Origin of the sequence: Erythrobacter litoralis (genome assembly GCF_001719165.1) — a bacterium.
Taxonomy (GTDB): domain Bacteria; phylum Pseudomonadota; class Alphaproteobacteria; order Sphingomonadales; family Sphingomonadaceae; genus Erythrobacter; species Erythrobacter litoralis.
In genome coordinates this window covers 3108853-3128384 of sequence record NZ_CP017057.1, presented here as the reverse complement: position 1 = coordinate 3128384, position 19532 = coordinate 3108853, and the positions used below count along the sequence as shown (strand labels likewise).

Sequence of the window (19532 nt, the reverse complement as noted above, 5' to 3'; positions counted from 1 at the left end):
GAATTGCGCCCGATAACCCGAATTTCGTCAGGCCAGACAGGTTCCGCGGAACTCCGGGCAGGCGTTAAGGCGTGCGATTGAGACGCGCCGGGATAGCGAAAAGGCGCGTGTCGCGCCGCAACGAAGGACCGGGTCAAAATGAGCGCGACCGTGCTTGCCAGGATTACCAAGGCCAAATTCGCCAGGATGACAGCCACTCTTGCGGCTGCCGTCGGCCTCGCCGCGGCAGGCCCTGCGATGGCGAACACCGCTGCCAATGCGGCGAATGCGAATGCCGCCACGGCCAACAGCGCCGCCAATACCGCCAGTGCAGCGGGCGCCAATTCGGCGAACGCGGCTTCCTCGAACGCCGCCGCCGCTGACGTTGTGAAGCCGCTGCGCGAGGAAAAGGGCGACACCCTCACCAATGGCGATCCGCGCTTTCGCCAGCTCTTCGCCAACTGGCGTTCGCTCGACACCAGTGGTCCGGGCGCCCCGGTCGAACAGCCGGTGATCTCCGTGCCGTCGCGCATGCCGCTTTCGGGCTTTCGCATGACCAGCGATTACGGGATGCGCACGCACCCGGTGCTTGGCCGCCGGGCGCATCACAAGGGCGTCGATCTCGCCGCGCCGACCGGCACGCCGGTCTATGCAACTGCCGACGGCATGATCGAACGGGCCGAATTCTCGTCCTCCTACGGCCTCGTCATCTACACCGATCACGGAGCCGGGCTCGAAACGCGCTATGCCCACCTGTCCAAGCTCGCCGTCGCCGAGGGCGAGCGGGTGCGCAAGGGCGATCTCATCGGCTATGTCGGTTCCACCGGTCGTTCGACCGGTCCGCACCTGCATTACGAAGTTCGCGTGGACGGGGTTGCAGTCAATCCGATTCCCTATATGGTGGAAACCGAAACGCAGGTCGCCGCGGCGGAACGCCCCGAGCTGACCGGCCAGGGCGGCGAATAGCCTCACGGAGCAGTTTGCCCGCGAGAAGCGGGCCGGACATTGGAGAGGGTGTCCGATATAGGCGGCGGGTTTTCCCGCCGCCTTTTTTGTGGGGCCGGCGGGTTTTCCCGGCCTTTTTTGTGGGGCCGCGGGTTTTCCCGCCCGACGCCCCGCACACTCCGCAAGACCTTCAACCCGCTTTCGATTTCACTTGCCCGCACGTCTCGCGCGGTTAGTTTCCGTCTCCGAGAGAGCGCGCCCCGTCATCAAGCGAACGAGGGCGCCCCTTTGGGAGACACATCATGAGCCTGCATCCGACCGCGCATGCCGCGACACGTCCCGATCACCCCGCCGTCATCATGGCCGGTAGCGGTGAGACGATCACTTTTCGCGAAATGGAGGACGAGGCGAACCGTTTCGCGCAGCTGCTGCGCGCTCGCGGGCTCGGTCCAAATGAAAGCGGCGGCGATGCCTTCGCGGTGCTGCTCGAAAACAGGATCGAATATTTCACTCTCATCTGGGGTTCGCAGCGCTCGGGCACGATGCTGGTGCCGATCTCGACCCGCCTGACCGCGCCCGAGATCGCCTACATCCTGCGCGACAGCGAGGCGAAGCTGCTGATCACTTCCACCGCCTTCACGGACGTGCTCGAGGGGGTGCGGGCCCAATGTCCCGACCTTCCTGTGCTGGTGATGGGCGGGAGCGGCGACGAGGATTTCGCCGCCGCACTGGCCGCCCAGCCCGCCGAGCCGATCGAGGACCAGAGCGCCGGGGTGGTGATGCTCTATTCGTCGGGCACGACCGGGCGGCCCAAGGGCATCCGCCCTGCCCCGCCCGCCGATCCCGACCCGCAGGCCGCCATCCCGCTGATGGGGCTCGCGGTGATGGGCGCCGGAATGCCGACCGACGGGTCGATGGTCTATCTGTCGCCCGCCCCGCTCTATCACGCCGCGCCGATCGGCTGGTGCTCCACCGCGCACCGGCTCGGCGGGACCGTGGTGATGATGGAGAAGTTCGAGCCCGAGGCCGCGCTCGCCGCGATCGAGAAATACAAGGTCACCGACAGCCAGTGGGTCCCGACCCACTTCGTTCGCTTCCTCAAGCTCGATCCTGAGGTTCGCACGAAATACGACCTTTCCAGCCACAGCCGCGCGCTCCACGCCGCCGCGCCCTGCCCGGTCCCGATCAAGCAGGAAATGATCGAATGGTGGGGGCCGATCGTGAACGAATATTATGCGGGCAGCGAGAGCATCGGCATGACCATGGTGCGCTCGCCAGACTGGCTCACCCATCCGGGCAGCGTGGGCAAGGCGATCTACGGCACGCTGCACATCTGCGGTCCCGACGGCGAGGAATTGCCCGCAGGTGAGGACGGGCTGATCTATTTCGAGAACGACCTGCTGCCGACCTATCACAACGACCCGGCCAAAACGCGCGAGGCGATGCATCCCAAGGGCTGGATGACGCTTGGCGACATCGGCCACGTTGACGAGGACGGCTTCCTCTACCTCACCGACCGCAAGAGCCACATGATCATATCGGGCGGGGTCAACATCTACCCGCAGGAAATAGAGAACCTCCTCGTCACCCACGACAAGGTGATGGACGCCGCCGTTATCGGCGCGCCCGATCCCGATCTTGGCGAAAAGGTCGTCGCGGTGGTGCAGCCGATCGACATGGCCGAAGCGGGCGAGGCGCTCGAACAGGAACTGCGCGAATTCCTCGCCCCCCAGCTTGCCCGGATCAAGATGCCCAAGCTGTTCGATTTCCGCCCCGACCTGCCGCGCGAACAGAACGGCAAGCTCTACAAGCGCGAATTGCGCGACGAATATGTCGCCAAGGCGCGTGAAGGGGTCGACGCCTGATGGCGAGCGCCGGCGATACGAAGCAGCCCGCCGCCCTCCCGCCCGAAACCGCGCGCGAGGTAATCGACCCCAAGGCCTATGCCGAATGGGACGGCCTGCTCGACACCTTCGACCGGCTGCGCGAGGAGGCGCCGGTGGCGAAGGTCATGCCCGAGACCGAGGGCCTGTTCGAACCCTTCTGGCTGGTCACCCGCTATGACGACGTGATGCGGATATCGAAGGACAATGCCGCCTTCCTCAACAATCCGCGCCCTGTCGTGTTCAGCTTCAACCAGGCGATCGAATTCAGCCGCGCGGCGACGGGTTCGGACATGCTGGTCGATTCGCTCGTCGTGTTCGATGCGCCGATCCACCCGAAATATCGCCGGCTTACCCAGGATTGGTTCATGCCGCGCAATCTCGGCCGGATCGAGGAGGAGATCCGCGCGCTCGCCCACCGCACGGTTGATGCGATGATCGAAAAGGGCGGCGAGATCGATTTCGTGAAGGAGGTCTCCGGCCCCTATCCCCTGCGCGTCGTAATGCAGATCCTCGGCGTGCCTCCGGAGGACGAGCCGCGAATGCAGATGCTCACCCAGCAGCTTTTCGGCGGGCAGGATGCGGACCTATCGGGGACGGGCATGGAGAACATGACCCCCGAACAGGTGGTGCAGCTGGTCGCAGGCGCGGTGAAAAGCTTCGAGGACTATTTCGCCAAGCTCGCCGAGGATCGCCGCGCCCATCCGACCGAGGATGTCGCCAGCGTCATCGCCAATGCGACGGTCGATGGCGAGCCGCTGCCGCCGCGCGACATGGCGGGCTATTACATCATCGTCGCAACCGCCGGACACGATACGACCAGCGCCTCGACCGCGGGCGCGATGCAGGCGCTGGCGAACGATCCCGAGCAATGGGAGCGGGTGAAGGCCGACCGCTCGCTGCTCCCCGGCATCGTCGAGGAAGCGATCCGCTGGACCACGCCGGTGCAGCATTTCATGCGGACCGCGGCCGAGGATTGCGAGGTCGGCGGCCAGCAGGTGAAGAAGGGCGACTGGCTGATGATCAATTACGTCGCCGCGAATCACGATCCTGCCCAGTTCGACAACCCGCGCAAGTTCGACGCCGCCCGTTCGCCCAATCGCCACCTCGCCTTCGGAGCCGGGGCGCATCAGTGTCTTGGCCTGCACCTTGCCCGGCTGGAGATGCGCCTTTTGTTCGAGGCGCTGCTCGACAAGGTGGCGAGCGTGGCGCCAGCGGGCGAGGCGAAGCGGGCGAGCAGCACGTTCGTCGGCGGGCTGAAGACGCTGCCCCTGCGCATCACCCCGGAGTGATTCTGCGCCCCACTGATCCGAATTTCCTGTTCCTTGCCCATGGAAGCGATCGATTCGATCAAGATCGTCCAGGTCGACGGGCTCACCAATGGCGGTCGTTCGGGCGCGGCCAACGATGCGGGCGCGCCGCTTGGCGGCGGCGGGACCGGCAACCTCGCGAGCGACGCGGTCGCCGCCGCGCTCGCCTACCGCGCGCAGGCGCCGGTGCTCGACGGGCTGATGAAGGAGCTCGGGCTCGATGGCTCCTCATTGGGCAGCATGGTCAAGGGCGTGGCCGAGGAAGTGGGCGGTGAAGTCGCCGAAGCGCTCGAGAAGGTAGAGGCCGACAACGACCGGAAGGAAAAGGCGATCGACCCGCCCGCGGGCGAAACGGCCGCCGAATAGGACTGCGACGGGCGGGCCGCCGCGCCCGCCCGCTCGCTCTAGCCCAGCAGGCGCCGCGCGATCGCGCGCACATCGTCGCCCATGTCCTCGCGCTCCATCGCGAGGGCCATCGTCGCCTCGACGAATCCCAGCTTGCTCCCGCAATCATAGCGATTGCCCTCGAATGTGACCGCGTGGAAGGGCTGGGTGCCGATCATCTTCGCCATCGCGTCGGTCAGCTGGATTTCGCCCCCGGCGCCCTTTTCCTGGGTTTCCAGGGTCCGCATCACTTCGGGCTGAAGGATGTAGCGGCCCGAGACGATCTTGTTCGACGGAGCCTTGTCCACAGGCGGTTTTTCGACGAGGCCGCGCACCTCGGTCAACGCGCCGTCGGTTGCGCCCGGGTCGATCACGCCGTAGCTCGAAACGCTTTCCATCGGCACTTCGAGCACGCTGATGAGGTTCCCGCCGACCTTCTCATAGGCCTCGACCATCTGCTTCATGCAGCCGGTCCCGCCCTTTTTGGCGATCATCAGTTCGTCGGGCAGGAAAATGGCGAACGGTTCGTCCCCCACGATCGCGCGGGCGCACCAGATCGCGTGACCCAGCCCCATCGGGACCTGCTGGCGAACGGTGATGATGTCGCCCGGCACCGCGCGGGTCGAATCGAGCACGCCGAGATCCTTGCCGCGCTCTTCCATGGTGGTTTCCAGTTCGAAGGCGATGTCGAAATGTTCGACGATCGCGGACTTGCCGCGGCCGGTGACGAAGATCATCTGTTCGATCCCCGCCTCGCGCGCTTCGTCCACCGCGTACTGGATAAGGGGCCTGTCGACGATCGGCAGCAATTCCTTGGGCACCGCCTTGGTCGCGGGCAGGAAGCGGGTGCCCAGCCCGGCGACGGGAAAGACGGCTTTCTTGATCGGCTTTGTCGAGGTCATGGAAAGAGTCTCGCTGATATTGTCTGTCTAATTCGCGACCGGTGTCTTCGTGGCCTTCGCCTCCACCAACGTCAACGCCGCTGCGGCGATCCCTTGCAAACCAGCCGCTTGAGTTGCGCTGGGCCTGCGATCGGCTAAATGATCCGCCATGGACAAGCTGATCATTCGCGGCGGCAACCGGTTGTCGGGCACGATTCCGATTTCGGGGGCCAAGAACGCCGCTCTCACACTCATTCCCTGCGCGCTGCTGACCGATGAGCCGCTTACGCTCAGGAACCTGCCGCGGCTCGCCGATATCGATGGGTTCCAGCACCTGATGACGCAGTTCGGCGCCTCGGTCGAGATTCACGGCAAGCGGCCCGAGGATTTCGGGCGGGTCGTGACGTTCGAAGCCTCGCGCCTGACTTCGACGGTCGCGCCCTACGATCTCGTGCGCAAGATGCGCGCCTCGATCCTCGTGCTCGGCCCGATGCTGGCGCGCGCCGGGGAGGCGACGGTCTCGCTGCCGGGCGGCTGCGCGATCGGGAACCGGCCGATCGACCTGCACTTGAAGGCGCTGGAAGCCTTCGGCGCGCATATCGAACTCGCGCAGGGCTACGTGAAGGCGTTCCAGCCCGACGGCGGCATGAAGGGCGGCGATTTCGATTTCCCCGTGGTCTCCGTCGGCGCGACCGAAAACGCGCTGATGGCCGCCGTCCTCGCCGAGGGTACGTGCCGCCTGTTCAACGCCGCGCGCGAGCCGGAAATCATCGATTTGTGCAACCTGCTGACCGCGATGGGGGCCGAGATCGAGGGCATCGGAACCTCCGACCTCGTGATCCACCCGGTCAAGCGGCTCCACGGGGCGACCTACCGCACCATGCCCGACCGGATCGAGGCGGGCTCCTATGCCTGCGCGGCGGCGATCACGGGCGGCGCGGTCCGGCTCGAAGGGGCGAAGGCCGACGACATGCACGCGACGATCCACGCCCTGCGCAATATCGGGGTCCACGTGAATGAGGATGCGCGCGGCATCGATATCGAGACGAACGGGCCGCTGAAGCCCGTCAATCTCACCACCGCGCCCTATCCCGGCCTTGCCACCGACATGCAGGCGCAGCTGATGGCGCTGCTGTGCCGCGCCGAGGGGACGAGCGTGCTCAAGGAGACGATCTTCGAGAACCGCTTCATGCACGTCCCCGAACTCGCCCGGATGGGCGCCGATGTCTCGACCGAAGGGCGCACCGCGATCGTCAAGGGCGTCGAACGGCTCACCGGGGCAGAGGTCATGGCGACCGATCTGCGCGCTTCGATGAGCCTCGTGATCGCCGCCCTCGCCGCGGAGGGCGAGACGCAGGTGCGGCGCATCTACCACCTCGACCGCGGCTACGAACGTCTCGAGGAAAAGCTCCAGCTGGCGGGCGCGGATATCGAGCGGGTCGACGACTAGGCGGGAACAATCGCCCCTCCCCCTGCGCTGTTCTGGTAAACACGGGAACTTGCAGGAGGACAATCATGATCATCAGGCTCGCCGCCCTCGCCGGGCTCGGTTTCGCGGGATATTCGCTGTTCGAAAGGCGTCGCCGCAAGAAGCGCCATGCCGCCTATGCCGAAGGCGAACCGGACGGGCCGTTCCGCAATGCCGGCGCCGATGCGACCGCGTCCAAGGACACCATGTCCAAGCACGACGAAGCGCTCGACGAAACCTATCCGGCAAGCGATGCGACCGCGAAGTACTAGGGCTCCCGGCTGACCAACCAGACCCGGATCGCGCTCGCGAGGCCGGGCGGGGTTTGCGCGCGGATGCGTTCGGCATCGATCCGGGCGACGAGCGCGCTCACCGCGATCCCTTCCGCCGAGGCCGCATCGCGCAGCATGTCCCAGAACACTGGTTCGAGGCTGATCGAGGTCTTGTGCCCGGCAATCGCGATCGAGCGTTTGACCGGCGGATGGTAGGGAATCGGGCTCACGCGCAAGTTGATATAGTGCATGCGCATTGGTTCAAGCCGGAGCGTGCCGCTTAGGAATCGCGCCCGGCAAAACCTGCGACGATTTTGCTTTCCTACCGCCTGAAAGAGCCCTTTGCGCGTGCCCTTTCCAACACAAGGCGTCAGGCCGCGCGGATCGCGGCGATCCCTTCATCGGTCCCGGCGGGCGCGGCGAAAGGCTGCAGGGCCAGCGCAAGAGAGGCAAGATCGGCTGCGGGGAGCGGTTCGAAAAAGCGCAGCCCCAACGCCTCGTCTGTCTGCCAGCGGACCTCGGCAAGCCGCGGGGCCCGTCCGGCAAGCGCGAGGCTGACGACCCTGCGATCCGCGAAACGGCGCGCGACTTCGAGCTTCGCGCCCTCCGCCGAAAGGTCGACCAGCGAGGCTTCGGCCATCTCGCACCCGTCTACGATCCGGGCGGCGGCGCGGATCGAAAGGCGCAGGGGGCGGTGGCCGAACTCGGTGTCCCCGGCGATGAAGTCCTCTTCGGCGACCGGCACGGCGAAGCGATAGCCCGCGCGGCCCGCGCCGCTCCACACCAGTTCGACCGGGAAAGTGTGCCCGTTCGACAATTGCAGGATCGGGCGCATGTCGGGCGGGACTTCGTGGAAGAAGGAAAGCCCCGCACCGGTCAGCGACACGTCGCGCAGGATGCAGGCATATTCGCCGGTCTCGCAGACGAGCTTGGCGATGCGCAGGACGAGCCGGCCGCGCGCGGCGATCCGGCGCTCCTCGCGGCGCTCCCCGCGACTTTGCCCGCGATTTTTCTCGCAGGCCTGCTGGCTGTGGTTCACGGTCATGGCGGCTGTGCCCCCTCGATGATCTGGTCTGCCGCTAGGTAAGCGCACATGCTTAACGAATCGCGAAGAATACCCCGGGAACCGCGCTTATCCGGGCTTTCCACGGGTTAACGCAGCGATCAGGAAGCCGCCCCCGCGACCGCCCCCGCGACCGCAGTCGCCTCGATCTCGACCAGCACTTCGGGGGCGTAGAGCGCGCCCACGCCGATCAGCGTGCAGGCAACCTGCGCCCCGGCTTCGACATGGATCCCGGTGAGGGTTTCGGCCACGTCCATGAAGGCGGGCACGTCGGTCGTGAAGATGTTGAGCCGCACGAGATTGGCGGGCGTCATGTCGGCGGCGGCGAGCAGCGTGACCAGATTGTCCCACGCGCTGCGATATTGCGCGACGAGGTCGCCCGGATGGAGCGGGGCGCCTTGCGCGTCGGACGCGGTCTGGCCCGAGCAATAGAGCGTGCGATCGGCCCCCCTCACCTCGACAGCGTGGTTGAACCCGAAATGTTCGAGCCACGGGCTCGGATTGTGCGTTGTCAGTTCCATGCGCCTTCCCCCCTTTTGGCGACCCTTCAATACATGTGCTGGCCGCCATTGATGCTCATGGTCGAGCCGGTGACGAAGCCCGCATCCTCGCTGACGAGAAAGCTGACGCCGCGCGCGATTTCGTGCGCCTGGCCGAGCCTGCCGACCGGAATCCTGGCGACGATCTTCTCCAGCACCGTGTCAGGCACGGCGGCGACCATGTCGGTGTCGATATAGCCCGGGGCGATCGCGTTCACCGTCACGCCCGATTTCGCGCCTTCCTGCGCCAGCGCCTTGGTGAAACCGTGAATGCCCGATTTCGCCGCGGCGTAATTGACCTGCCCGTATTGGCCCGCCTGCCCGTTGATCGAGCCGATATTGACGATCCGGCCCCAGCCGCGCTCGCGCATGCCGGGAAAACACGCCTTGGCCATGTTGAAGCAGCCGCCCAGATTGATGCGCATGACCTCGTTCCAGTCGTCGAAGCTCATCTTGTGAAGCGTCGCATCGCGGGTGATCCCGGCATTGTTGACCACCACGTCGACCGGCCCGACATCCCTTGCGACCTGCGCGCACCCGGCGAGCGTGGCTTCGTGGTCGCCCACGTCCCATTTGTAGCAATGGATGCCGAGCGTGTCGGCGCATTGGCGCGCGGCCTCGTCATTGCCGGCGTAATTGGCGACCACTGTAAGTCCGTCGGCCTTCAACGCTTCGCAGATCGCGCGTCCGATTCCGCGCGTTCCCCCGGTTATGATGGCAACTCGGCCCATTGGCATTACTCCCCTTGCAGCACCCCGCGCGAGCGTAGCCCTCATGAGCCTGCGCGCAAAGAAAAACCCCGCCGGGGCGGGGTATGTCCTTATGCGTCAGGCGGGTTTGCGGGGGATCAGAACTTTATCTGCGTCCCGACGTAGACCGCCTGGCTGTCCTTGACCGAATTGGTCAGCGGGTCGAGCCGTTCGCGTTCCTGCGAATAGCGCACGCCCGCGGTCACATCGAGATTGGGCGAGAGGCTGAAGCTGCCGCCGACGCCGACCGTCTGGGCCGAGATGGAATCGAGCGTGTTGGGCGAGCGCCCGGCGATCTGCTCCGGCTCGAGCTCGATCCGCGGCTTGAGGCGCGAAGGCTCTTCCTTGCGGCGCGACGGTTCGAATTCGGCGAGGTCGGGCATCGACATGTCGCGCACCGAAGAGGGCAGTTCGATCGTGCGTGCGAAGCTCTGATAGCCGCGCGCCGTGCCGAGATTGAACTTGCTCTGGGTGAGCGCAGCGATGCCGGTCCCGGTGCCGGGCGCCTGCTTGATAGCATCGCGCACCGAAATCGCCTGCGCCTTCCTGCCGTCGTCGATTCGCACGGCGACGGTCACGGTGCGTTCGGCGTCGGTCGAGGCGGAGCCTGCCGGGGTGAAGCGGATACCCCTGGTCCCCACCCGCTCAGCGACCCGTGCTGCCAGCTGCGGATCGACCGAAGCCGGGGTGAAGAGGTCGAAACCGGTCGCTTCGAGCGCCGAATCGGCATTCCCGCTGGTGACGAGGGCGAGGCCGGCGCTGGGCAATGCGATCGCGAGCGCGCCGATCACGGCAAGACGCGGCAGCCTCAGCCGCTTCGTCGCCGTCCTGATCGCCCCGCTTTTCATTGCTCTTTCAAAGCCTTTCCGTATTCGCCCCGCTTGAGAGGCTGTTCCCGAAACCGTCCTGCGGCCGTTGGCGGCGGCAGGAGATTCGGACGCTGTCCAATGTGCAGCATAGGCATGAACGGCCAATTAGCACACACCCATATTATCGCACGGTGAGAATATGGGCGGCCAGTGAGTTCCGTGCAACGATTCCCGAAAGGCGCGCCGCGCTTCGTCCCGAACCTGTTGCGCCGGGCACACAGACTCTCGCCCGGGCCGCGCGCCGCCGTGCCGTAGCGGGACCGTTCAGGCGGGCGAAAGGGCAGCGGAGCGATTCGCGGCAGCGCTTGCCGCGCGGTGCGTGAAAGGTATAGAGCCAAGTCCACAGACGGACTTCAAGAGGTGTTTCAACGGTGACCCCGGCCCAATTCGCACAATCCACCCCGGCGCGCGTCATCGCGGCCTGCGCCGCCATCGGCCTGCTCGCGGCCTGCGGCGGGCGCGAGCGTCCGACCAGCGAACTGCCGAGCGCCCAGATCAACGCGATCGGGGTCAACGCCTATCTCTGGCGCGCCGCGCTCGAGACGGTCAGCTTTGCCCCGCTGGCGAGCGCCGACAGCGCGGGGGGCGTGGTCGTGACCGACTGGTACGCCAATCCGGGCAATCCGGAAGAACGCGTGAAGCTTACCATCACCATCCTCGACCAGCAGCTGCGTGCCGACGCGCTGCGCGTCGCGGCGAGCCGCCAGGTCCGCCAGGACGGCACCTGGGTCGAAGCCCCGGTGCAGGCGGCGACGGTCCAGCGGCTTGAGGACATCATCCTCACCAAGGCGCGCGACCTCAGGCGCAAGGCGATGAGTTCCTGAGCGGGAATTAAGCCGCCGCGGCGCTTCCATTTGCCGCCGAAATCCATAAAGCACCGGCCATGACCGACGACACCAAGGATACCGGCCGTTTCGATCCCGCGCGAGCCGACGCGCGGTGGCAGAAGGCGTGGGAGGACGCGGGCACCTTCACCGCCGCTTCCGAAAGCGAAAAGCCGAAAAGCTACATCCTCGAGATGTTCCCCTATCCCTCGGGACGCATCCACATGGGCCATGTTCGCAATTACACGATGGGCGATGTCCTTGCCCGCTACCGCCGGATGCGCGGGGACGAAGTGCTCCACCCGATGGGCTGGGACGCTTTCGGGATGCCGGCCGAAAACGCGGCGATGGAAAAGAATGTCCACCCGGGCGAATGGACCCGCGCCAATATCGAACAGATGAAGGCGCAGCTGAAGCGCATTGGCTTCGCGCTCGACTGGAGCCGCGAGATCGCCACCTGCGAGCCCGAATATTACGGCCACGAACAGGCGCTGTTCCTCGACCTTTACGAGGGCGGCCTCGTCTATCGCCGCTCCTCGACGGTGAACTGGGACCCGGTCGACATGACCGTGCTGGCGAACGAACAGGTGATCGACGGCAAGGGCTGGCGTTCGGGCGCGGAGGTGGAGAAGCGCAAGCTCGACCAGTGGTTCCTGAAGATCACCGATTTCGCCGAGGACTTGCTCGCAGGGCTCGACGCGCTGGAGAACTGGCCGGACAAGGTGCGGCTGATGCAGGAGAACTGGATCGGCAAGTCGCAGGGGCTCGAATTCAGCTTTGACCTGTCATCGGGCGAAAAGCTGCCCGTCTACACCACCCGGCCCGACACGATCTTCGGCGCGAGCTTCGTCGCGGTCGCGGCCGATCACCCGGTCGCGCAGGGGCTCGCCGATGATCCGGCGGTCGCCGACTTCATCGCCCAATGCAAGCGCGGAGCGACCACGGCGGCCGCGCTCGAGACGGCGGAGAAGCTGGGCTACCGGACCGACATCGCCGCGAAGCACCCCTTCACCGGCGAGGACATGCCGCTCTTCATCGCGAACTTCGTGCTGATGGATTACGGCACGGGCGCGGTCATGGGCGTGCCCGGCCACGACCAGCGCGATTTCGAATTCGCGACCAAATACGATCTTCCCATCGCGCGCGTCGTCGCCTCCGACCCGGCCAGGGCCGACGAACCTTTCAAGGGCGAGGCGGAGGCGGGCGACGGGGTGATCGTCAATTCGGACTTCCTCGATCGCATGACCGTCGAACAGGCCAAGGCCGAGGTCATCGCCCGCGCCGAAGCCGAAGGCTGGGGCAGGGGCACGACCGTCTGGCGCCTGCGCGACTGGGGCGTCTCGCGCCAGCGTTACTGGGGCACACCCATTCCCTTCGTCCATTGCGACGCCTGCGGCATCGTCCCCGTACCCCGGGACCAGCTGCCGGTGAAGCTGCCCGAGGACGTCGATTTCGAAACGCCCGGCAACCCGCTCGAACGCCACCCGACCTGGAAGCACACGACCTGCCCCGAATGCGGCGGCGAGGCGCGGCGCGAGACCGACACGCTCGACACCTTCGTCGACAGCTCGTGGTATTTCCTGCGCTTCGCCTCGCAGCCCGACGACAAGCCCTTCGACGCCGACGAGATCGCCAAGTGGCTGCCGGTGCAGCACTATATCGGCGGGGTCGAACACGCGATCCTGCACCTGCTCTATGCCCGGTTCTGGACCCGCGCGCTCAGCGCTATCGGCAAGCTGTCGGTGAAGGAGCCATTCGCCGCGCTGTTCACGCAGGGCATGGTCACGCACGAGACCTATGCGCTGGGCGATGGCAGCTGGCTCTCACCTGATGAAGTGCGCCGCGACGGCGAGGATTACTTCCACATCGAAAGCGGCCAGCCCGTCACCGCGGGCCGCGTCGTCAAGATGTCGAAGTCCAAGAAGAACGTCGTCGATCCCGATCGCATCATCGAACAATACGGCGCCGACGCGGTGCGCTGGTTCATGCTGTCCGACAGCCCGCCCGAGCGCGACCTGCCGTGGTCGGACAGCGGCATCGAGGGCTGCTCCCGGTTCGTCCAGCGCCTGTGGCGGCTGTTCGGCCAATATCCCGACATGACCCTCGAAGGCGAGGACAAGGGCCTGCTGCGCAAGGTTCACCAGACCATCGTCGGCGTTGCCGAGGACATCGAGGCGCTCGGCTTCAACAAGGCGGTCGCCCGGATCTACGAACTGGTCAATGCGGTCGAGAAAGCCAACATCACGGCGTCGCGGCGCTACGCGATCGAAACCATCGCAAAGCTCGTTGCCCCGATGATGCCCCATCTTGCGGAAGAGGCATGGTCGAACATGGGCGGAGAAGGCCTCATCGCCAACGCGCCGTGGCCGCAGCACGACCCTACCCTGCTGGTCGAGGACGAAGTCACCATCGCGGTGCAGCACAAGGGCAAGCTGCGCGACACGCTGACCGCGCCCAAGGGCGCCTCGAAAGAAGACCTCGAAGCGCTTGCGCTCGCCTCCGAGAAGGTCCAGCGTTCACTGGATGGAGCGGAAATTCGCAAGGTGATCGTCGTGCCCGACCGGCTGGTCAACATCGTTACCTGATGCGCGCGGGAGCCGCCTTCATCGCGCCGCTCGCACTGGCGCTTGCCGCCTGCGGATTGCAGCCGATGTATGCGGGCGGAGGCAATGCCGCGGTGGCGCAGGGCCTCGCGGCAGTCGACGTGCCCGCTATCCCCGGGCGCGGCGGCTGGCTCGTTCGCAACGCGCTTGAGGATCGGCTGGGCGCGGCGGGCGATGCGCCGACGCGCTACCGGCTCGACGTGCGACTGGACGATTCGCTCGAGGCGCTGGGCGTTCTCAACGACGACACGATCAGCCGCGAGCGGCGAATATTGCGCGCGCGTTACCAGCTGGTCGACATCACCACGGGCAAGATCGTGCTCGATGCGACCGCTGGGTCGGATGCGGGGATCGACGTGGTGTCGAGCGAATACGCGACTATCGCAGCCGAACAGACCGCCCTTGAAAACCTCGCCGAGGAAGTCGCCGACCGCATGGCGACGAGCATCGCGCTCGCTCTCAGGGAACAGGAGCGCGCAGGGGCCGAGCCGGCGCAATGACGGCGCGATGAAGGCGACCCAGAAGGACTTCGCCCGGGGCCTGCCGCGCACGGCTTCGCAGGCCTCGATCTTCTTTTTCTGCGGGCCGGACGAGGCGGGCGCATGGGCGGCGGCGAACAGCGTCGTTGAATCCCTTCCCGATCCGGGCGAGCGGGTCGAATTGTCGGGCGCGGAACTGAAAGGCGATCCCGCCCGGCTCGGCGACGAGGCGCGCTCGGCCTCGCTGTTCGGCGAAAAGCGCCACATCATCGTGCGCGCGAGCGGCGACGAGGCGCATGATGCGCTTTCGGTCATGATCGAGACGAGCGATGCGGGCGCGGGCGAGGCCGCCCCGGTTATAGTCGTCGCCAGCAGCGCCACCGACAAGTCGCGCAGCGCCAAGTTGCTCGAAAAGCGCGGCGATGCGCTGGTCGGCATGTTCTATCCGCCCGACCTTTCGACCGTTGCCGCCGCGGTCAGGGCCATGGCCGATGCCGCCGGGCTGCGGCTCGGCGGCGACCTTGCCGAACGGATCGCGGGCGCTTCCGGGCTCGACCTGCGGCTAGCCCGGTCAGAGGTCGACAAGCTCGCGCTTTATGTCGGCGCCGACCCGCAGGCGCCGCGGCCCGCGACGGCGGAGGATCTCGACGCGATCGGCGCTGCGACGGAAGAGGACGGGTTCCAGCCGGTCGTCAACGCAGTGCTCGGTGGGGAAGTCGGGCTGCTTCCGGGCGAACTCAGGCGGATGCGCGAACACGGGCTCAACCCGGTCGGGCTGCTGCTCGCGCTCGAACGGCGTGCGGCCTTGCTGGCACGGATCATGGCGCAGGTCGGCCCGCGCGGATCGTTCGGCAATCTCGACAAGGGGGCAAGGGCAAGGCTCGGCATCTTCTGGAAGGAGGAGAAGGAGGTCGCCCACCAATATGCCCGCTGGAGCCTGCCCGAACGGCCCGGATCGAACGCCCGCCGGCTCGACCGTCTGGTGCCCCGGCTGGTCGCGCTGCACCGCGCCCTGCTCTCCAACAGCCAGGCGGCCGAATTGCTGCTGGCGCAGGACCTCGCGCAGATCGCCCGCTTTGCCGCGAGGCGATAGCGAAACAGGGCGACACGCTCTTCGCACCTGCAAAAACACCCTGCTTATGCTTACTAAACCGATAAGTGATTCTACGTAGTCGGGGGTCGCACTATGCGGGGGTGCGATAGCGCGTGAACGAACTCACCACCGATCTGGCGCGAGCGAGCGAACCCGATGACGTGGATCGCAAGGCCCTGCCGTCGCTCGAGCGGCGGCGGCTGCGGGCCTATATCGTCCTGCTGCTGCTCGACGGGCTGCTGATCCAGATGGGCTTTTCGTTCGGCGGGCTGATCTCGGGCGCGGGTTGATGGGACCCTCGCACCATGCTCGCCACGCAGACGCTGGTACCGCTCTATTTCACCATCGCACTCTACAACCGCACCTATGGCATGCGCGCCCTGACGGACTGGGGCTTTGCCGTACGCAAGACGCTGACCGCGTTCGACCTGTCGGCGGCGCCGCTCAATTTTGTCGCCTTCTACACCAAGTCCAATGCCCAGTTCAGCCGCAGTTCAGTGACGTTTGGCCTCGCGCTGACCGCCCTACTGCTGGTTGTCCTGAGGCGGCTAGTCCCGCTTGCGATCGAGCGGTTCTGGCAGGGCTGCGTGCGCATTGAACTGATTATCGAGTACGGCGGGCTGAGCTTCGCGCTGGCCGGGGTGACGGCGGTTTCGGCCGATAAATACGATCTCGATCCGTCGAGCCACTATCCACTATCCCTACATGCGCGACCGGCTGGGCCGTGCTGCTCAAGTCGGCGGGCGTCTATGGCGAGATCGTGAGCGAGCCGGCCCACCGGCTCGGCGCGGTGGGGGTGCATCGCTACGAGGACCAGGACCGCCCCACCCTGGTCGTCTCGCACGGGCCGCTGAGCCTGCGCTCGCGCGTTCTCAAGCGGGCGTCCGACATCGCCGTCGCGGCGGGCGCGCTGATCGCGCTGTTGCCGCTTTTCCTGGTGATCGGCGTCCTGATAAAGTTCGAGGATCGCGGCCCCGTCTTCTTCGTCCAGCGCCGGATGGGGCGCGGCAACCAGTTCTTCGAGATGTACAGATTCCGCTAGATGCGGGCGGAGGGGCTCAATACCAACGGCGACCGTTCGACCGCGCGCGACGATGACCGCATCACCCGGATCGGCGCTTTCATCCGGCGCACCTCGATCAACGAACTGCCGCAGCTCATCAACGTGCTGAAAGGCGAGGTGTCGGTCGTCGGCGCGCGCCCGAACGCGCTGGGAAGCAGGGCGAACAACAAGCTGTTCTGGGACATCGACGCTAATTACTGGCAGCGTCATTGCCTCAAGCCCGGCCTCACCGGACTTGCGCAGGTGCGCGACTATCGCGGGGCGACCGAGGAGGAGAAGGACCTCACGAATCGGTTGCAGGCCGATCTCGAATGCATTTCCGGCTGGTCGCTGATGCGCGACATGGAGATCCTGCTGAAGACGGTCCTGGTTCTGCGCCACGCGAATGCGTATTGAGCGCGCCGATCGAGGCCGCCTTTGCGGACCGACTTGCGCGGGGGCCCTCGCGATCGCGCGTTCAGTCCTCTCGCGGGACCTGGAAGCTTCCCGTCACGCGCCCGCCGGGGGGGGCGCTCGCCCCGCTTCCTGAGGCACGCCCGTCGACGCTCGACAGCCCGCTTTCGAGGTCGATCACCAGCCGCCCGCCGTTCAATGTGTCGGTCCCGCGCTTGAGGCGCACATCGCCCGCCATGGTTATGATCCGGCGGTTGAAATCGTAGATCGCGCTCGATCCGCTGGCGCGTTCGTTGCCGCGGGTGACGACGACGCCGCCAGTCGCGGTGATGCGGTCGATCCTGAGGTCGCCGCTGTCATCATAGCTGACGATAGTGCGCGCCGCCGTGAGCGTGAGGTCGGCCTGGTCGATCACCACCCCGCCCGACAGCACGACCCGGTTGGCGCGGTCCTGCAGTTCGATCCGGTCGGCGGCGTAGTTCACCGGCGCGCGCGAATTGTGGCTCGCGATCGACTGCGCATGGGAGGCGATGCCCCCCGTCAGCGCCAGAGTGCCGAGAAAGCCCGCCGCACCCCAGGCGATGGCGGTGCGGGCGAACGGGCGGGAAACGTGATCGGGCGAAAGGGTCATTGCGGCATCCTCAGCTTGCCGGGAATCATGGTGAGCCGCGCATTGCCTTCGAGCGTCAGCGTGCGCGCGGCGATGTCGGCGCGGATCGTATCCGCCGAAAAGGTGCCCGCCGGGACCGCGCCCTCGACCCCCTCGTCGCCGGTCATTAGGCGCTGCCTGAGATCGACCGAGACCCCGCGTGCGGTCATCGAATAGCCGTCCGCCGCCGTCAGCCGGACGGGGCCCAGAACATCGACCACTTCGGCGTCGATATCGTAGACGCCGCCCTGTGCGGCGAGCCGGGCGGGGCCTTCGGGCAGCAGGATCTGCGCGACGAGATCCTCCATCCGCACCAGCCCCTCCGCGCTCGATCGCTGCACCGCCTCGCCCGCCATCAGCGAGAACGGCCGCCCGCGATCGTCGCGCCCGCGATACATCGCGTTGTCGACGCTCAGCCGCTCGTCGATCATCGCCACCTTGTTGCGGTCGAGCAGAAAGCTCACCTCGCCGCGCGGGGACAGGGGCGTTATCACCATCAGACCGGCGACGATCCCGACGCCAACCGGCAGAGCGCGCGCGAGAAAGCCGACCAGCCGATCGTGCGATCCGCCGGGCGCGGCGAAATGCTGCCGCTTCGATCGCAGCGCCTTCGCCTCGTCGGTCTCGATGCGTTTGCGCGTCGCGATGGGCTCGCTCACCATGGCATCACCGGGGCATCAGCTGTGGCTGAAGATGTCGTGCTCGGCCCATCCGGCGATGTCGAGCAGGGCGCGGGTGGGGAGGAAGTCGAAACAGGCCTGCGCGATCTCCATGCGCCCCTCGCGCTCCAGCCGCTTCGTCAGTTCGTCCTGCAGCCGGTGGAGGAAACGCACGTCCGAGGCGGCGTAGTCGCGCTGCGCCTCGCTCAGTTCGGGCCCGCCCCAGTCGGAACTCTGCTGCTGCTTGGAAATGCTTTCGCCAAGCAGTTCGTCAGTCAGGTTCTTGAGCCCGTGGCGGTCGGTATAGGTGCGCGTGAGCTTGCTCGCGATCTTGGTGCAGAACACGGGCGCGGCCATCACGCCGAGATAGTAATGCAGCGCGGCAAGGTCGAAACGGGCGTAATGGTAGAGCTTGAGCCGAGCGGGGTCGGCCAGCACCGATTTGAGATTGGGCGCGGCGTAATCGCTGCCCGGAGCGAACCGGACGAGATGTTCATCGCTCGACCCGTCGGAAATCTGAACGAGGCACAGCCGGTCGCGGTGGGTGACAAGGCCCATCGTCTCGGTATCGACGGCGAGCGCGCCGGTCCCGGCGAGCACGCCGGGGGGCAGGTCTTCTTCGTGGAAATGCACTGTCATGGGCAATCGCCCTACGCCGATTGGGGATAGAGGGGAAGGGCCGAGTGGCGCGGCGTGGCGGGGACGGCGTAGACTGAGAGCCATGTCCGACCATGCCTCCGATCCCGTCCCCGAAAGCTGGCGCGCGGCACTCGATCCGGTTCTCGGCACGCCCGAGGCGCGGCGGCTCGGCGGGTGGCTTAGGGGAGAGGAGGCAGCGGGCAAGCAGGTCTATCCCCCGCGGGGGAGCCGGCTCGCCGCGCTCGCCATGACCCCGCTCGACAAGGTGCGCGTCGTGATCCTCGGACAGGATCCCTATCACGGGCCCGGGCAGGCGCATGGCCTTGCCTTTTCGGTGCGCCACGGCGTCCGACCGCCGCCCTCGCTGGTCAACATCTTCAAGGAGCTGGAAAGCGATCTCGGCCTTGCGCGACCGCAGACGGGCGACCTGTCGAAATGGGCCGAACAGGGCGTGCTGCTGCTCAACAACACGCTGACGGTCGAGGCGGGGCAGGCGGGCAGCCATGCCGGGCGCGGCTGGGACGCGATCACCGATGCCTGCGTCGCCGCGGTGGCGGCAAACGGGCAGCCCACCGTCTTCATCCTGTGGGGCAGCCATGCGAAGAAAAAGGCGGGGCGCGTGCCGGGGCTGGGCAGGGGGGCGCACCATCTTGTCCTCACCTCGCCCCATCCCAGCCCGCTTTCGGCCTATGCGGGTTTCTTCGGCTCGCGCCCGTTCAGCCAGGCGAACGAATTTCTCGAGGCGAACGGGCGGGGCGCGATCGACTGGTCGCTGTGACGCGGCTTGC

21 protein-coding genes and 2 pseudogenes are annotated in these 19532 nt (G+C 66.5%); 14 read left to right on the top strand and 9 right to left on the bottom strand.

Going from position 1 to position 19532, the window contains the following annotated elements; genetic code table 11:
* The first annotated feature begins 138 nt into the window (after window positions 1-138).
* The 4 genes and pseudogenes from Ga0102493_RS14865 to Ga0102493_RS14850 form a co-directional block, all read left to right on the top strand.
* Window positions 139-945, top strand: a complete 807-nt coding sequence (locus Ga0102493_RS14865; RefSeq protein WP_051697792.1) for a M23 family metallopeptidase — start codon at window positions 139-141, stop codon at window positions 943-945.
* Window positions 946-1226: 281 nt separating this feature from the next.
* A complete protein-coding gene (locus Ga0102493_RS14860) occupies window positions 1227-2789 on the top strand; it encodes an acyl-CoA synthetase (protein ID WP_034902437.1) in 1563 nt (520 codons plus the stop codon).
* Window positions 2789-4099 carry a cytochrome P450 gene (locus Ga0102493_RS14855; protein WP_034902434.1) on the top strand — a complete coding sequence of 437 codons (1311 nt, stop codon included), beginning with the start codon at window positions 2789-2791 and terminating at the stop codon, window positions 4097-4099. Before Ga0102493_RS14860 ends, Ga0102493_RS14855 begins: the two co-directional genes overlap by 1 nt.
* A 36-nt stretch (window positions 4100-4135) precedes the next feature.
* Window positions 4136-4483: pseudogene (locus Ga0102493_RS14850) on the top strand (flotillin domain-containing protein); the annotation flags it as partial.
* 38 nt (window positions 4484-4521) lie between these two features.
* Here Ga0102493_RS14850 and galU read toward each other — a convergent pair.
* Complete coding sequence (galU, locus tag Ga0102493_RS14845; protein ID WP_034902428.1) at window positions 4522-5403, bottom strand: UTP--glucose-1-phosphate uridylyltransferase GalU; 882 nt, start codon at window positions 5401-5403, stop codon at window positions 4522-4524.
* A 148-nt stretch (window positions 5404-5551) separates the two neighbouring features.
* Between galU and murA the strand changes: the two genes are divergently transcribed.
* Both murA and Ga0102493_RS14835 read left to right on the top strand, forming a co-directional pair.
* Window positions 5552-6832: a UDP-N-acetylglucosamine 1-carboxyvinyltransferase gene (murA, locus tag Ga0102493_RS14840; protein ID WP_034902426.1), complete on the top strand. Its 1281-nt coding sequence runs from the start codon at window positions 5552-5554 to the stop codon at window positions 6830-6832.
* Window positions 6833-6897: 65 nt separating this feature from the next.
* Window positions 6898-7122 (top strand): hypothetical protein, encoded by a 225-nt coding sequence (locus Ga0102493_RS14835; RefSeq protein WP_174544545.1) that lies wholly within the window; start codon window positions 6898-6900, stop codon window positions 7120-7122.
* Here the strand turns inward: Ga0102493_RS14835 and Ga0102493_RS14830 are convergent.
* The 5 genes from Ga0102493_RS14830 to Ga0102493_RS14810 form a co-directional block, all read right to left on the bottom strand.
* Complete coding sequence (locus Ga0102493_RS14830; RefSeq protein WP_034902870.1) at window positions 7119-7373, bottom strand: ribbon-helix-helix domain-containing protein; 255 nt, start codon at window positions 7371-7373, stop codon at window positions 7119-7121. The two genes, Ga0102493_RS14835 and Ga0102493_RS14830, sit on opposite strands and share 4 nt — an antisense overlap.
* 119 nt (window positions 7374-7492) lie before the next feature.
* Window positions 7493-8167: a PilZ domain-containing protein gene (locus Ga0102493_RS14825; protein WP_051697791.1), complete on the bottom strand. Its 675-nt coding sequence runs from the start codon at window positions 8165-8167 to the stop codon at window positions 7493-7495.
* A 119-nt stretch (window positions 8168-8286) separates the two neighbouring features.
* A complete protein-coding gene (locus Ga0102493_RS14820) occupies window positions 8287-8706 on the bottom strand; it encodes a RidA family protein (RefSeq protein WP_034902424.1) in 420 nt (139 codons plus the stop codon).
* Between the two features lie 26 nt (window positions 8707-8732).
* On the bottom strand, window positions 8733-9455 hold the full coding sequence (gene phbB, locus Ga0102493_RS14815) for an acetoacetyl-CoA reductase (protein WP_034902422.1): 723 nt from the start codon (window positions 9453-9455) through the stop codon (window positions 8733-8735).
* A 116-nt stretch (window positions 9456-9571) separates the two neighbouring features.
* Window positions 9572-10321 carry a hypothetical protein gene (locus Ga0102493_RS14810; protein ID WP_034902419.1) on the bottom strand — a complete coding sequence of 250 codons (750 nt, stop codon included), beginning with the start codon at window positions 10319-10321 and terminating at the stop codon, window positions 9572-9574.
* A 392-nt stretch (window positions 10322-10713) separates the two neighbouring features.
* Between Ga0102493_RS14810 and Ga0102493_RS14805 the strand changes: the two genes are divergently transcribed.
* The 7 genes and pseudogenes from Ga0102493_RS14805 (at window position 10714) to Ga0102493_RS16045 (ending at window position 16800) form a co-directional block, all read left to right on the top strand.
* Entirely contained in the window at window positions 10714-11166 is a 453-nt protein-coding gene (locus Ga0102493_RS14805) for a DUF3576 domain-containing protein (protein ID WP_034902417.1), read from the top strand.
* A 59-nt stretch (window positions 11167-11225) separates the two neighbouring features.
* Window positions 11226-13751 carry a leucine--tRNA ligase gene (leuS, locus tag Ga0102493_RS14800; RefSeq protein WP_034902414.1) on the top strand — a complete coding sequence of 842 codons (2526 nt, stop codon included), beginning with the start codon at window positions 11226-11228 and terminating at the stop codon, window positions 13749-13751.
* Entirely contained in the window at window positions 13751-14269 is a 519-nt protein-coding gene (gene lptE / locus Ga0102493_RS14795) for an LPS assembly lipoprotein LptE (protein WP_034902411.1), read from the top strand. The genes leuS and lptE overlap by 1 nt, the downstream gene beginning before the upstream one ends.
* 7 nt (window positions 14270-14276) lie before the next feature.
* Complete coding sequence (locus tag Ga0102493_RS14790; protein ID WP_034902408.1) at window positions 14277-15341, top strand: DNA polymerase III subunit delta; 1065 nt, start codon at window positions 14277-14279, stop codon at window positions 15339-15341.
* A gap of 113 nt (window positions 15342-15454) precedes the next feature.
* The gene (locus Ga0102493_RS16210) at window positions 15455-15631 is read left to right on the top strand and encodes a hypothetical protein (RefSeq protein WP_161490079.1); all 177 of its coding nucleotides are present in this window, start codon (window positions 15455-15457) and stop codon (window positions 15629-15631) included.
* Between the two features lie 15 nt (window positions 15632-15646).
* Window positions 15647-16105 (top strand): hypothetical protein, encoded by a 459-nt coding sequence (locus Ga0102493_RS16050; protein WP_150132496.1) that lies wholly within the window; start codon window positions 15647-15649, stop codon window positions 16103-16105.
* Window positions 16066-16800, top strand: a pseudogene (locus Ga0102493_RS16045) (sugar transferase). Before Ga0102493_RS16050 ends, Ga0102493_RS16045 begins: the two are co-directional and overlap by 40 nt.
* Window positions 16801-16861: 61 nt before the next feature.
* On the opposite strand, the gene Ga0102493_RS14780 reads toward Ga0102493_RS16045, so the two are convergent.
* The 3 genes from Ga0102493_RS14780 to Ga0102493_RS14770 are packed head-to-tail and all read right to left on the bottom strand — an operon-like array spanning window position 16862 to window position 18744.
* Window positions 16862-17428 carry an LptA/OstA family protein gene (locus Ga0102493_RS14780; RefSeq protein WP_034902405.1) on the bottom strand — a complete coding sequence of 189 codons (567 nt, stop codon included), beginning with the start codon at window positions 17426-17428 and terminating at the stop codon, window positions 16862-16864.
* Window positions 17425-18108: an LPS export ABC transporter periplasmic protein LptC gene (lptC, locus tag Ga0102493_RS14775; RefSeq protein WP_051697789.1), complete on the bottom strand. Its 684-nt coding sequence runs from the start codon at window positions 18106-18108 to the stop codon at window positions 17425-17427. The genes Ga0102493_RS14780 and lptC overlap by 4 nt, the downstream gene beginning before the upstream one ends.
* Before the next feature lie 15 nt (window positions 18109-18123).
* Complete coding sequence (locus tag Ga0102493_RS14770) at window positions 18124-18744, bottom strand: ribonuclease D (RefSeq protein WP_034902402.1); 621 nt, start codon at window positions 18742-18744, stop codon at window positions 18124-18126.
* Between the two features lie 82 nt (window positions 18745-18826).
* Between Ga0102493_RS14770 and ung the strand changes: the two genes are divergently transcribed.
* The gene (gene ung, locus Ga0102493_RS14765; RefSeq protein WP_034902399.1) at window positions 18827-19522 is read left to right on the top strand and encodes a uracil-DNA glycosylase; all 696 of its coding nucleotides are present in this window, start codon (window positions 18827-18829) and stop codon (window positions 19520-19522) included.
* The last annotated feature ends 10 nt before the right edge of the window (window positions 19523-19532 follow it).